The 13713-nt window shown below is 70.6% G+C and carries 12 protein-coding genes; 4 read left to right on the top strand and 8 right to left on the bottom strand.

Going from position 1 to position 13713, the window contains the following annotated elements:
- Positions 1-425 precede the first annotated feature (425 nt).
- The gene (locus tag ACG00X_RS12705) at positions 426-1187 is read left to right on the top strand and encodes a sulfite exporter TauE/SafE family protein (RefSeq protein ID WP_394488552.1); all 762 of its coding nucleotides are present in this window, start codon (positions 426-428) and stop codon (positions 1185-1187) included.
- A gap of 40 nt (positions 1188-1227) precedes the next feature.
- The gene (locus tag ACG00X_RS12700) at positions 1228-2046 is read left to right on the top strand and encodes an HDOD domain-containing protein (protein ID WP_394488551.1); all 819 of its coding nucleotides are present in this window, start codon (positions 1228-1230) and stop codon (positions 2044-2046) included.
- A gap of 15 nt (positions 2047-2061) precedes the next feature.
- On the opposite strand, the gene ACG00X_RS12695 is transcribed toward ACG00X_RS12700, so the two are convergent.
- The 7 genes from ACG00X_RS12695 to ACG00X_RS12665 form a co-directional block, all read right to left on the bottom strand.
- Positions 2062-3057, bottom strand: coding sequence for a GGDEF domain-containing protein (locus ACG00X_RS12695; RefSeq protein WP_394488550.1), 996 nt, complete (start codon positions 3055-3057; stop codon positions 2062-2064).
- Between the two features lie 111 nt (positions 3058-3168).
- Positions 3169-4251, bottom strand: coding sequence for a GGDEF domain-containing protein (locus ACG00X_RS12690; protein WP_394488549.1), 1083 nt, complete (start codon positions 4249-4251; stop codon positions 3169-3171).
- Entirely contained in the window at positions 4248-5165 is a 918-nt protein-coding gene (locus ACG00X_RS12685; protein ID WP_394488548.1) for a pseudouridine synthase, read from the bottom strand. Before ACG00X_RS12685 ends, ACG00X_RS12690 begins: the two co-directional genes overlap by 4 nt.
- Positions 5166-5261: 96 nt before the next feature.
- Entirely contained in the window at positions 5262-6128 is an 867-nt protein-coding gene (locus tag ACG00X_RS12680; protein WP_394488547.1) for a hypothetical protein, read from the bottom strand.
- A gap of 29 nt (positions 6129-6157) precedes the next feature.
- Positions 6158-7459 (bottom strand): UDP-N-acetylglucosamine 1-carboxyvinyltransferase, encoded by a 1302-nt coding sequence (locus ACG00X_RS12675; protein ID WP_394488546.1) that lies wholly within the window; start codon positions 7457-7459, stop codon positions 6158-6160.
- A 49-nt stretch (positions 7460-7508) separates the two neighbouring features.
- Positions 7509-8297, bottom strand: a complete 789-nt coding sequence (gene trhO / locus ACG00X_RS12670; protein ID WP_394488545.1) for an oxygen-dependent tRNA uridine(34) hydroxylase TrhO — start codon at positions 8295-8297, stop codon at positions 7509-7511.
- Between the two features lie 47 nt (positions 8298-8344).
- Entirely contained in the window at positions 8345-9058 is a 714-nt protein-coding gene (locus ACG00X_RS12665; RefSeq protein WP_394488544.1) for a hypothetical protein, read from the bottom strand.
- A 173-nt stretch (positions 9059-9231) separates the two neighbouring features.
- Between ACG00X_RS12665 and asd the strand changes: the two genes are divergently transcribed.
- A complete protein-coding gene (asd, locus tag ACG00X_RS12660; protein ID WP_394488543.1) occupies positions 9232-10068 on the top strand; it encodes an archaetidylserine decarboxylase in 837 nt (278 codons plus the stop codon).
- Between the two features lie 69 nt (positions 10069-10137).
- Here asd and ACG00X_RS12655 read toward each other — a convergent pair whose 3' ends face one another.
- The gene (locus ACG00X_RS12655) at positions 10138-11499 is read right to left on the bottom strand and encodes a GH1 family beta-glucosidase (RefSeq protein WP_394488542.1); all 1362 of its coding nucleotides are present in this window, start codon (positions 11497-11499) and stop codon (positions 10138-10140) included.
- Positions 11500-11772: 273 nt separating this feature from the next.
- On the opposite strand from ACG00X_RS12655, the gene ACG00X_RS12650 reads away from it, so the two are divergent.
- The gene (locus ACG00X_RS12650; RefSeq protein ID WP_394488541.1) at positions 11773-13713 is read left to right on the top strand and encodes a glycoside hydrolase family 3 protein; all 1941 of its coding nucleotides are present in this window, start codon (positions 11773-11775) and stop codon (positions 13711-13713) included.

Raw genomic sequence — 13713 nt, 5'->3', positions numbered from 1 at the left:
ATTTGAGCAACGAGGAATCGCGACGCCAGATCGCCCTGGCAGATCGCATCTTGGACGCCCCGGAGCGACGTCATCGCAAGGGCGTGGCAGGGTGTCCAGACGAAGCGACAAGGGGGGCGCCGACCGCACGCGTTGGCGTTCGGAGGCGCTCACCTCCAAAAAACGCACCATTTCAGTGCATTATGCCCGCTCTTGTTTCGTCATTTCGGGGTAACCCCCATGACACGCACCGGACCAGGGCAATACATTCACTGCACTCGACGCGGTTCCGGGCTTCCGGTCCAGGGCCGCCGGGCGGGTTGTGAGGAGACAAGACAGCAAGATTGCTTCGGGAACCCCGAAGACAATCGCACCGGCCACCAAGGCACCCCTTGGTGGCCGTTTTATTTCCGGCTCCCGGTTTTCAACCCGCCCTTCCCCCGTCCATGTTCGATCTGCTCATCGTCGCCGCAGCCTCGCTGCTGGCCGGTTTCATCGATGCCGTTGCGGGCGGCGGCGGCCTCGTGCTCACGCCGGCCCTGTTCAGCACATTTCCCAACGCCGCACCCGCCACGCTGATGGGCTCCAACAAGGCCGCGGCCATCTGGGGCACGGGCTGGGCGACGGTGCAATACGTGCGCCGCGTCTCCCTGCCATGGCGCCGCCTGCTGCCCGCGGCCGTGCTGGCCGGCGCCGGCAGCTTCACCGGCGCCTGGGTGCTCACGCATGTGAGCCCCGAGGGCTTGCGCAAGGCCTTGCCGCTGGTGCTGCTGGCGGTCTTCATCTACACGCTGGCCAAGAAAGACCTTGGCCGCGAACATCGCCCGCGCTTCACGGGCCGCACCGAGGCGCTGGTGGCCGGCGTCATCGCGCTGGTGGTGGGCTTCTACGACGGCTTCTTCGGCCCCGGCACCGGCAGCTTCTTCGTCTTCCTGTTCGTGCGGGTGCTGGGTTACGACTTCCTGCACGCGTCCGCCACGGCCAAGCTGATGAACCTGCTGACCAACGCGTTTGCGATCTCGCTGTTCGTCAGCAAGGGTCTGGTGTGGTGGCATGTCGCGGGCGTGATGGCCGTCACCAACGTCATCGGCAGCCTGGCCGGCACGCGACTGGCGCTCAAGCATGGCGCGGGGTTCGTGCGCGGCGTGTTCGTCACGGTGGTCGGCGCCCTCATCCTCAAAACAGCATGGGATGCCTTCTTACGCTGATCTACGATCGGGTATTCCCCAGCGTATCCGCCCAGCCACCATGCCCGTCGACCCCGAACTCCGCAACCTGGACATCGAGATCCCGACCCAACCCGAGGTGCTGGTCAAGCTCTCGCTGCTGATGGCGGAGGAGGACATCGATCTGCAGGCCATGTCGGCACTGGTCGAGACCGACATGGCGCTGGCCGCAGCCGTCATGAAGGCCGTGAACTCCTCGCTGTACGGCCTGCGTGGCCGCGTGCAGACGGTGCATCAGGCGCTGACCTACCTCGGCATGCGCGAGGTCGCCGCCATCACCTTCGAGATGGGCCTGCGTGCCGCCTTCCCGACGGCTGCGGAACTGGAGGCGGTGTGGGCCCGCGCGTCGCAACGCGGCCTGCTGATGGGCCGCATGGGGCAGATGCTGGGCGTGGACCCCTGGGCCGCGCATTCGGCGGGGCTGTTCGAGGAATGCGGCAAGGCGGTGCTGTACCGACATGCGCCCACCCACTATCCGGCGATGCTGCGCGCCACGACGCACGATGCGGAGCTGATCGAGCTGGAGAAGACGGCCTTCGGCGTCAGCCATGACGCCCTGGGGTCGGCGCTGTGCGAAAGCTGGGGCCTCGCCCCGGCGGCCGTGGCCAGCGTGCGCCATCACGTCGAGATCCAGTCCTCGCTGACGATGCCCGACGGCCTCGCGCGCCGCAGCGTGGCCGCCATCTCGACGGTCGCCTGGGCGTTGCTGAACCACCCGGATCAGCTCGACGAGATCGCCAGCGAGATCGCACCGCAGGCTCAGCTGGACGAAACCCTGGTGCTGCGCGCCGCGCGCCGCGTCGGCGAACAACTGCAGGCTGCCCAGGAGCACGGCCGCTGAAGGCGGCGGGCCCGCTCAGGCCGCGAGGCTGAGCCGGTCGCGCCCCGCGTGCTTGGCGATGTAGAGCGCCTCGTCGGCCGCCTGCATCAACGCCTGCGCGCTCAGGTAGGGGTGGCCCGGGCTGGCTGCGGCGAGGCCCACGCTGAGCGTCAGGTGTCCCTGACCATCCGGCAGCCGCAGCGCACGCAAATCCTCGCGCAGCAACTCCAGCACGCCCTGCGCTTCCGCCATGCCGAAGCCCGGCAGCAACGCGACGAACTCTTCGCCACCGAGGCGCGCGACGACATCGGTGTCGCGCTTGAAGCGTTCGTTCAGCAGGCGGGCCACACGCTGCAGCGCGGCGTCGCCGGCCGCACTGCCGTGGCGCTCGTTGAACTGCTTGAACTCATCCAGGTCCAGCACCGCGATGGCCAGCAAGCCGCGCTGGCGCTGGGCGCGCTTGAACTCGCGCCGCAGCGTTTCGTCGAAGACGCGCAGATTGGCCAGGCCGGTCAGCGGGTCGGTGCGCGCCATGCCGGCCAGCTCGCGCTGATTGGCGGCCAGCTCACGCTGCGCCTGCGCCAGCAATTCACGCTGCTGCGTCAGCTCGCGCTGCAGCGCCAGCGCCGCCTGGCCCTGCTGCCACAGTGAACCGCGCGCACGGCGCATCACGTGGCCGATGCGCTCCAGTTCGGCCGCCAGCCGCGGCGCGGGCGCGGCCTCGTCATCGGCCAGCGGCGCGGGCACGGACTCCATGGCCTCGCAGCCCGCCGCAAGCCGCCGCAGCGGCCACAGCAGCAGCGCTTCGATGAGCAGCAACTGCGTCGCGCTGAGCAACAGCACCAGCCACACCATGCGGGTCAGGCCATCGGCGGCCTCCACGAGATCGCCCAGGCTCCATTCGATGGCGCCTACGACAAGCGCGGTCAGCACCGGCACGCCCAGGCTCAACCGCAGCCGCAATGAGCCCCGCCGGCGCGGCATCGCGCCGTGCTGACCGGCCTCGGGCGGGGCAAAGGCGTTGGTACTCATGACAGGCTTCCTGGTGACAAATTGTCAGCCGCCAGCCATAAATCGTGCGATCTGATTGATCGGGGTTTTTATGAGGTCTCAGCGATTCCGGACTCTGACATGCGCACTGCTTCACGACACCGGTGCGCCGCCGGCCACCGTGCGGTTGCGCCCCTGGCGCTTGGCTTCGTAGAGCGCGCGGTCCGCCGCGCCGAGCAGCTCGGCAAAGCTCGCCGCGCCGGCCGGCAGCATGGCCAGCCCGGCGGACAGCGTGGCGCTGAGGGTGCCGCCCTCGGGCGTCACGAACGGCGCGGCCTGCACCATCAGCCGGATGCGCTCGGCCACCTCGCGGGCGCCGGCGAGGTCGGTGCGCGGCAGCAGCACGACGAACTCCTCGCCGCCATAGCGGGCCGCGAGATCGCCCGTGCGCAGCGAGCGCAGGATCATCCCGCCCACCTGGCGCAGCACCTCGTCGCCCACCGGATGGCCGTGGCCGTCGTTGATGGCCTTGAAATGGTCGATGTCCAGGAACAGGCAGGCCAGCGGGTAGCGGTGGCGCACGGCCTGGCTGAACTCGATGAGGCTGCGGTGGTCGAAGTAGCGGCGGTTGTGCACGCCGGTCAGGCCATCGGTCATGCCGGCGCGGCGCAGGCGCTCGCGGTTGAGCATGCTCTCGATGGCGATGGCGGCGATCGCGGCCAGGCGATCCAGGAACTTGGTGCCCGACGACGCGTCGTAGCGGCCGGCGTCCGACGAGCCGAAATGCAGGCTGCCGATCAGCAGCCCCTGGCGGACGAGCGGCAGCAGCGCCGCCGAGCGCATGCGCGCCCCGGCGCCGAAAGCCGCCGCGAGCAGGGCCTCGTCATGGCCTGGCGCGATGAGGCGTGTGGTGCGCGCCGTGCCGAACAAGGCCCTCAGCGGGCCGTGGTGAGCCAGCAGTTGCGGTGCCGGTGCCATCGGCAGGCCGGGCAGCGCGCGCTGCAGCTCGCCGTCGGGGTCGAGCAGCCACAGCTCGGCGGCATCCAGCCCGAACTCGGCCCGGCATTCGACGAGCAGCAGCTTGACCAGCTCCTCCAGAGACTCCACCGCGATGAGCCGGCGCTCCAGCGCGTCGAAGCGGTCCAGCTTGCGCTCGTTGGCCTTGGCGGCGTCGAGCAGCGACTGCAGCTGGCGGCGCAGCGCCTGGATCTTGGCTTGTGGATCGGCGGCGTTCACGGCTTCTCTTTCGGCGCCGGGATTGTCATGGCGCCCCGCGAGAACCGCCGCGGCTGCCCCGTGACGGGGTCGGTGAAGGCGATCTCGCGTGCGACGAGCTGCAGCGGCGCGTCGAAGCGCGGCGGGTTCTCGTGCGGCAGCAGCACGGGGTAGACACGGTCACCCACCAGCGGCAGGCCGAGCGCATTCATCTGCACGCGCAGCTGATGGCGGGCCCCCGTGTGCGGGCGCAGCTCGTAACGCGCCAGTCCGCCGGGCAGCCGCTCGACGAGGTTGATCCAGGTCTCGGCGTTGGGTTCGCCGTCGACGACCTGCATCTGCAGGAACTGCTCGGTGTCGGGCTCCATCAGGCGGTGCCGCACGACACGTGGCCAGGGCCCCTCGCCCGCAGGCGCGATCGCGTCGTAGACCTTGTCGACCGTGCGATCGCGGAACAGGCGGTGATAGGCATCACGCTCATCGGCCCGCACGCAGAAAACCACCAGCCCGGCGGTCTCGCGGTCGAGCCGGTGCACGGGGATGAGATCGGCCAGCCCGGTGCGGTGGCGCAAGCGCGCCATCAGCGTCTGGCGGGCGTACAGGCCGGCCGGCGTCACGGGCAGGAAATGCGGCTTGTCGGCCACGAGCAGGTGCTCGTCCTGGAAGACGATGCGTTCCTCGAACGGCACCGCCGGCTCGTCGGCCAGGTAGCGCCAGTAGAAGACGCGGCGATTCGGCACATAGCCGGCCGCGACGGGCTGCCCGCCCTCGTCGACGACATCGCCGCGCGCCAGACGCTCGGGCCAGTCGGCCACCCGCGGCAGGCGCTCGGCGAGAAAGTCGAGCAGCGTGGGCCAGGGCCCCGGCGGGCAGAAGACGGCGCTGGCGCCCACGCCGTCACGCAGCGGCAGGGCCGGCTTGGGCGGGCGGCTCATGCGCGCGACACCAGGTCGGCACGGCCGGCGCGCTGACCGGTGCGGGAGGAAAGAGAGAGCATGTCGATCAATGACCGGCGCGTGGCCGTGCTGCGGCTACTCGACGCGAGGCCCGCCGCGGGCGCGGTCGTCCATGTAGGCGTTCAGGCGCCGCATGTCGGCCGGATCGGCGCGGTCGGCGCGCCATTCGCGCACCCAGCTCGCCCGATCGGCATCGCGGGCCAGCGCGCGCACCGCCGCGTCGATCGCCTCGATGTAGCGCCGTCCGTCCGGCGTGCGGCTGCACGACACCATGGCCAGCAGCGTCGTGCGCCCCTCGGCGATGGGCAGCGCGACGAGCGCGCCGGGGTCGTCGACGCGCTTGAGGTAGTCGTTGACGATGGCCGGGTAGTCCAGCGTGAAGTCCATGCGGCCGGCGCGCAGCATGTCCAGCACCTGGCTGACCGGCTGCGCGCCCACGGCCAGCCGGGGCACGGAGATGCCGGCCAGCGCCTTGTCGATCTGCGGGCCGTACGCGCGGTCGCGCGCCAGCAGCAGCGTCAGGTCGCGGCGGCGCAGCAACTCGGCCAGCGTGATGCGGGCATCCGCCGGCCGGCCCTGGGCAATCCGGGGCAGCGAATCGCGCCGCACGATGACGTGGATCTCGCGCGCGAGCAGCGACGGGAACAGGTGCGAGAAATACAGCCAGCCGGTGCGCGCCGGGGTGCGCACATGCAGGGCCGAGCACAACGTCTGGCCGCTGCGCGACAACGCCTCGTAGCGCGCCGTGCTGGCCTCGATGAACTCATGCTCGAACTCGGGCATGCGGGGCAGCAGCACCCGCAGGAAGCCGTCCACCTCGCCATGCGCCAGCTCGGCGACGCTGCGCGGTGCATGGCCGTTGACGAAGCTGAAATGCGGCGGCAAGTCCTGCGCCACCCAGTAGATGGTCTCGGCCGACACGGCCGGCGCGGCGATCGTCATCGCCGCCGCGAACAACCACCGCCGCACGCTCAGTCGCCTTCCACCCACTCCATGCGGGCACCCAGCTCGCCGATGTGCTCGACGAAATTCGGGTGCGCGCGGCGGATGGGGGTCGCGTTCTTGATGAGGCTCTTGCCGGGAATGCTGGCCGCCACCATCAGCAGCGCGATGGCCACGCGGATGATGTAGGGGCTCTCCACCTCGGCCGGGCTCAGCGGCTTGCCGCCGAAGGTGATCATGCGGTGTGGGTCGCTCAGGAAGGCGTGGGCGCCGAACTTGGCGAGCTCGCTGGTCCAGCCCATCGCCCCGTCGTAGACCTTGTTCCAGAACATCACGCTGCCCTCGGCCTTCACGCCGAGCGCCACGAAGATGGGCAGCAGGTCCACCGGCACATAGGGCCAGGGGGCGGCTTCCACCTTCTGCAGGATGTTGCGCGTGAACGGCTCCTTGACCTTCAGCGGGCCGTTCGTCACGCAGCGGCTCCAGCCGTCCTCGTGGACGATCTGCACGCCGAACTTCGCGAAGGTGCGGTCCAGCAGCGGGAACATCTCCGGCGCGCCGTTCTTGACCTGCACGTTGCCGCCGGTGATGGCGCCCAAAGCGAGGAAGGTGACGATCTCGTGGAAGTCTTCGGTGAAGGTGTAGTCGGCGCCGCCCAGCTCCTGGACGCCGGTGATCTTCAGCTTGGACGTGCCATGGCCTTCGATCTGCGCGCCCAGCAGCGACATGAAGTTGCAGAACTCCTGCACATGCGGCTCGCTGGCGGCGTTGGTCAGCGTGGACACGCCGTCAGCCAGCGCCGCGCACAGCACGAAGTTCTCGGTCGTCGTGACGGAGGCGTAGTCCGTCCAGTGGTCGTTGGCCGTCAGCGGGCGGTCGACCTTCAGCACCAGGCCGTCGGGCAGGCGCTCGACGTTGGCACCGAAGCGCTGGAAGACTTCCACGTGCGGGTCGATCTCACGCGCACCCAGCGTGCAGCCCTTGACGTCGTCCTCGATGCGCGCCGCGCCGAAGCGGGCCATCAGCCCGGGCACCAGCATGATGGACGAGCGCATTTCCTCGGGCAGGCGGTCGGTGGCCGGGTCGAAGCGGGTGTCCTGGTGATGCACGTCCAGGATGCCGGTCTTGAAGTCCAGCTCGACCTTGGAGCCGAGCTTGCGGAAGACCTCGACGATCTTCTTCACGTCGGTGATCTCGGGCACGCCGCGCAGGCGCACGGGCGCCTTGGTCAGCAGCGTGGCGCACAGGATGGGCAGGACGGCGTTCTTGTTCGCCGAGGGAATGATGCGGCCCGAGAGGGGCGTGCCGCCGTGGACGATCAGGTGGGACATGGCTGGGTGCTCGATGCGAGGGCGCGATTGTCGGGCTTCGTCAAAGACATCAGGTTTCAGGGTCCAGCCGCCGCGCGCGGTTCAGCCGCCAGGCGTCGGCGGGGTCGGTGAAGACCTGCTCGGCCGTCGTGCCGGTCTCGCGGGCAGCGGCGTCAATGGCGATGCGCTTGTCGAAGACGTAGCACTCGCCATGCCAGTCGGCGGCGGCGTCGGGGAAGGTCTCGAGGAAGTTCAGGATGCCGCCGTCCAGCTGCGCGACCTTCAGGCCCTGGGCCTGCATCCAGGCGGCCGTTTTCTCGCAGCGGATGCCGCCGGTGCAGTACATGGCCACCGTCTTGCCCTGCCAGGCGTCGCGGTGCGCCTCGACATAGGCCGGGAAGTCGCGGAAATGCGCCACGCCGGGGTCGATGGCGCCGCGAAAACGGCCCAGCTGGAACTCGAAGCTGTTGCGGTTGTCGATGACGACGGTGTCGGGGTCGGCCAGCAGTTCGCGCCAGCGCTGCGGGCTGACATGGGTGTCGGTGGCGTCGCCGCTGACGCCGGGCACGCCGAAGGCGACGATCTCGCGCTTGACCGAGACCTTGAGCCGGCTGAACGGCAGCCGCTCGCAGGCGTTGTGCTTGAAGTGCAGGCCGGAGAAACCGGGTTGTTCCTGCAGGCGCGCCTCGAAGGCGTGCACAGCCTCGGCCTCGCCGGCGATGGCCGCGCTCAGCCCTTCGGCCGCGACGAGAACGACGCCGCCGCCCAGGCCGGCTGCGGCGTCGCGCAGCCAGGCGGCGAATGCCGCCGGATCGGCGACGGGAGTGAAACGGTAGAAGGAGCTGTGAACGATGGCCATGGGTCGCCGGCAATTATCGACGCCGGCCGGCGCCTGCCCCATCCGTGTCAGCGCAACGGACGCAGCAGTTCCTCCTTGCCCATCTGCAGCGTCTTGAAGAACGCGGCGTCCAGGTGCGGGTACTTGGGCCATTCGTCCCAGTTGGCATCGCCAGGCTGCGCGAGGCGAACCGCGTGGTGCCATTCCAGCGCATTCGTCTTCAGGTCGACGAGGTAGATCGCGCCGTTGAAGACGACCTGTGGCTCGCCGTCGGCGACGCAGCGGCTGTAGCGGCGCGCAACGCCCAGGCTCTCGATGTCGATCACCAGCAGCTTGTCGATCTGGTGACGGCTCTTGAGGGGGCGGAAGTCCTGGCGGGGCGCTGCGTCCGGCGCGTCCGCTGCGTCGGATGCAGCGAACGCCAGCGCCCGCAGCTCCAGCGGCTCGGGCAGGATCACCGGCTCCGCGCCGCGCGCGCGCAGCAGCGCGGCCGCCCGGTCCTTCAGCGTCGGCAGGTCGTGCGGCGACAGCGTGCGGACATGGTCGGTGAGCGGGCCGTGGGCGATCGACGCGACGGCCAGGCACCACAGGCGGCCCGCGCCGGGGAATTCGGTGTCCGCGCGCGGCGCCGGGCTCATGGCCACGCCCACCCGGCCGGCATCGGCCCGCAGCGCGTTCGCCGGCAGTGCCGACTCCGGCCGCGCGGCCGGCGGCGGCAGCGCGCAGCCCGCCAGGGCAGCGGTCAGGCCCAGCAGCGCGACCGGCATCAAATGGAAACGCATGATTCCTCCCAGCCAACGACGAATCATCGCAGCAGCGCGATGATGCCGGCGGTGGCGCCGCTGCGCGCGCCGCGCCGGCCGGCACGCCCGCCACGCCCCCCCTGGCGATATCCCGGGCGGCGGGCGGGCGGCCGGCTTTCTAGAATCCGCGTCCCGCTACCGGCCCCGATGCCATGTCCGACCGTCTCAAAGTCCTGCCCCAATACCTGATGCCCAAGCTGGCGATGACACGCTTCGCCAAGTTCGTCGCATCCAACGCGTGGGGCCACGTGACGACGTCGATCATCCGGCGCTTCGTGGCGCACTACGGCGTCAACATGGCCGAGGCGGCGCAGCCGGACATCACCGCCTACAAGACCTTCAACGACTTCTTCACGCGCGCGCTGAAGCCCGGCGCCCGCCCGCTGGCCGACGCGCCGCTGATCTGCCCGGTGGACGGCGCGATCAGCCAGGTCGGCCGCATCCAGGGCGACCAGATCTACCAGGCCAAGGGCCAGGCGTTCTCGACGACCGCCCTCGTCGGCGGCGACGCCGAACTGGCCGCGCGCTACCAGGATGGCCTGTTCGCCAACCTCTACCTCAGCCCCAAGGACTACCACCGCATCCACATGCCCGCCAGCGGGCGCCTGGTGAGCATGGTGCATGTGCCGGGCGAACTGTTCTCCGTGAACCCGACGACAGCGCGCGGCGTGCCGGGGCTGTTTGCCCGCAACGAGCGGCTGGTGTGCGTGTTCGATGACGACGCTTTAGGTCGCTGGGTGCTGGTGCTCGTGGGCGCCACCATCGTGGGCAGCATGGCCACGGTCTGGCACGGCCTCGTCAACCGCAGCGGCCCGGTGCACGCCTGGAATTACCCCGCCGGGCAGGTCACGCTCGCCCAGGGCGAGGAGATGGGCCGCTTCCTGCTGGGCTCCACGGTCGTCATGCTGTTCGAGAAGAGCGACCTGCAGTTCAACCCCGCATGGCAACCCGGCGGCGCGGTGCGCCTGGGCGAGCTGATGGCGCGCTGAGCAGCAAGCGCCGCCTTCGCTCAACCAGCAGCGCCTGCGCACCTCGCTCGGCGTGCCTCGCGGCGTCGCTCACCCCTTCAGGAACCGGCCATACCAAAGGCCGCTGTCCTTCAGGATGCGGCGCTGCGTCGCGTAGTCCACATAGGCGATGCCAAAGCGGCGCAGATAGCCCTCGGCCCATTCGAAGTTGTCCAGCAGGCTCCAGGCGAAGTAGCCCTTGACCGGCACGCCCGCGTCGAGCGCCTGCTTCAGCGCCGTGAGGTGGCGCTGCAGATAGGACAGGCGCTGAGCGTCGTGCACGCGGCCCTCGGGGGTCAGCACGTCGTCGAAGGTGGAGCCGTTCTCGGTCAGCTGGATGACGGGCGGCGCGTAGTCGCGGTGCACGCGGGCCAGCAGGTCCACCAGCCCCGGGGGTGACACCTCCCAGCCGAAGGCCGTGCGCTCCACGCCGGCTGTCTCGACGAGCCGGGCGCGCATCGGGCCATGGCTGGCGCTGGGATCGTCGGCCACGCGCTCGGGAAAGTAGTAGTTCACGCCGAGAAAGTCGGTCGGCGTGGCGATGTCGGCCAGGTCACCGAGCTGCACGGCCGGCGCCGCATCGCCCAGCAGCGCCAGCGTGTCGGCCGGGTAGCCCCGGCCGAACAGCGGGTCCAGAAACCAGCGGTTGCGCAGCCCGTCGTGGCGGCGCGCGGCGGCCAGGTCCTCGGCGCTGTCAGTCGCGCTCGTGATGGGGTGCAGACTCAGCGTGATGCCGACCTGGGCGCCCGGGGCGTTGCGGCGGATCAGCGGGATGGCCTGCCCGTGCGACAACAGCACATGGTGGCATGCCTGCATGGCGTCGGCCAGGCTGCGGCCACCGGGCGCGTGCACGCCCTCCCAGTAGCTCATCATGCAGGAGCACCAGGGCTCGTTGTGCGTGATCCAGTGCTTCACGCGGTCGCCCAGCCGGCGCGTGACGACATCGGTGTACTCGAGGAAGGCCGCCACCGTCTCGCGCGAGGTCCAGCCGCCGCCGTCCTGCAGCGCCTGCGGCAGGTCCCAGTGGTAGAGCGTGCACCACGGGTCCAGCCCGCGTTCGAGCATGCCGTCCACCAGCCGGTCGTAGAAGGCCAGGCCGGCTTCGTTCACCCCGCCGCGCGCCGACGTTCCCTGCGGCAGCACGCGCGGCCACGCGATGGAGAAGCGGTAGGCATTGACACCCAGCGAGCGCGCCAGGTCCAGGTCCTGCGGCCACAGGTGGTAGTGATCGCAGGCAACCAGGCCGTCGGCGCCGTCGCGGATGCGGCCGGGCTCGCGGCAGAAGCGGTCCCAGATGGACTCGCCCTTGCCGTCCTCCTGGCCGGCACCCTCGATCTGGAACGAGGACGTGGACACGCCCCAGCAGAAATCGGCGGGGAAGTCGTGGCGCTGCGGGGTGTTGTGAAAGCTCATGGGCGGGCTCGGGGTTGCCGGCACGCGGCCGCGCGGGTTCGGGAGATCGGCGACGGGCATGCCGGCGCCGACGCGTTTGCGGAACAGGCGGCGCTGAGACCAGTCTGCTCGACCGTCTTGTTCGCCGGCCTCGCATCGGCTCAAATGGAATCGGTTCCACTCCGCTGAAAATCTACCGGCACCGCCCGAGGCTTGTCAATGGATCGCGGCCCGGGGATTGACGCGCTTTTGCGCCGGCCACTACCGTCGCGCACCCCAAAAGAGGCCACAACGATGAGACAACACCCCCGGTTCCTCGCCATCGCCTTGCTGTTGGCGCTGCACACCACGCCGCACGCCGCCGACGGCGCGACCGATGCGGTCCTGAAGCCCTGGCCCGTGCGGTCGCCGCAGCGCGACGCGGCACTGGAGGCACGCGTGGAGGCGGCGCTGCAAGGCCTGAGCGTGCGGCAGAAGGTGGGCCAGATCGTGCAGCCCGAGATCCGCGCCATCACGCCGGCCCAGGTGCGCGAGTACGCCATCGGCACCGTGCTCAACGGTGGCGGCGGCTGGCCGGGCAACGACCGCAGCGCGTCGCCCGCGCAGTGGAAGGCGCTGGCCGAGGAGTTCCAGGCTGCCGCGCAGGCCGCGACACCCGGCATCCCGCTGATCTGGGGCACCGACGCCGTCCACGGCCACAACAACGTGCGCGGCGCCACGCTGTTCCCGCACAACATCGGCCTGGGTGCCACGCGCGACGCCGAGCTCGTGCGCGACATCGGCCGCGCCACCGCCCGCGCGGTGCGCGCCTCGGGCCTGCACTGGACCTTCGCGCCGACGCTGGCCGTCGTGCAGGACGTGCGCTGGGGCCGCACCTACGAGAGCTTCAGCAGCGACCCCGCGCTCGTGCGCCGCCTGGGCGAAGCCTCGGTGCGGGGCCTGCAGGAGGGCATGAAGCAAGGCCTCGGCGTGCTCGCCACCGCCAAGCACTACCTGGCCGACGGCGGCACGCGACGCGGCATCGACCAGGGGGTTGCGCACGCCACGCCGCTGGAACTCGCCCAGGTCCACGGCGCGGGCTACCTCGGCGCGCTGGATGCCGGCGTGCTGACGGTCATGGCGTCGTTCAGCAGCTGGACCGACAGCGCCGACTACACCGCCCACGGCAAGATGCATGGCAACACCACGCTGCTGACCGGCCTGCTGAAGCAGCGCCTGGCGTTCGACGGCCTCGTCGTCAGCGACTGGGACGGCGTGGGGCAGCTGCCCGGCTGCCGCAACGAGGACTGCCCGGCCGCCATCAATGCCGGCATCGACATCGTCATGGTGCCGTTCCAGTGGAAGGCCTTCCACGAGAACACCGTGCGCGCCGTCGAGCAGGGCCGCATCCCGATGGCCCGGCTGGACGACGCGGTGCGACGCATCCTGCGCGTGAAGTTCAGCCTGGGCATGCAATCCGCCGTGCCCGCCACGGTGGAGGCGCTGCAGTCGCCCGAACTGGCCCGTCGGGCGGTGCGAGAGTCGCTCGTGCTGCTGAAGCACCGGCCCGGCCTGCTGCCGCTCAAGCGCAGCGCCCGCGTGCTGGTGGTGGGGGCTGCGGCCGACAGCATGGCCCGGCAGGCCGGCGGCTGGAGCGTCAGCTGGCAGGCGCGCGACGCCACCAATGCCGACTTCCCGCAGGGCACCACGCTGCTGGCCGCCTTGCGCCAGCGGCTGGGCGACGCGCAGGTCACGTTCGACGAGGACGGCGCGACGCAGGACCCGGCCCGCTTCGACGCCGTCATCGCCGTCATCGGCGAGGCGCCGTACGCCGAGGGCGAGGGCGACATCCGCGTCACCGACAACCTGCGCCACAGCCGGCGCTACCCGCAAGACCTGGCCGTGCTGCAGCGCGTCGCCGGCCGTGGTGCGCCGGTCGTCACGGTGCTGTACTCGGGCCGGCCGCTGTACGTGAACGACCTGGCCAACCGCAGCGACGCCTTCGTCGCCGCCTGGCTGCCCGGCAGCGAAGGCGCGGGCCTCACCGACCTGCTGATCGCCCCGGACGGCAGCAAGCCCTGGCCCGGCTTCACGGGCCGCCTGCCCTTCCCGTGGCCGGCGGGGCCCTGCCAGTTCAGCACGCGGGAAGCCCGCCCCTGGTGGCCCGTGGGCGGCGGGCTGAGCGGCAGGGAGACCACCGGCAGCACGGCGCGCCTGCCCGAGCCCGCCGATCCGCAGCCCGTCTGCCCCCTGTGA

Origin of the sequence: Pelomonas nitida (genome assembly GCF_043555975.1) — a bacterium.
GTDB classification, from domain to species: Bacteria; Pseudomonadota; Gammaproteobacteria; order Burkholderiales; family Burkholderiaceae_C; genus Pelomonas; species Pelomonas nitida.
The sequence above is the reverse complement of the archived record's forward strand: the minus strand, read 5'-3'. Positions and strand labels throughout refer to the sequence as shown.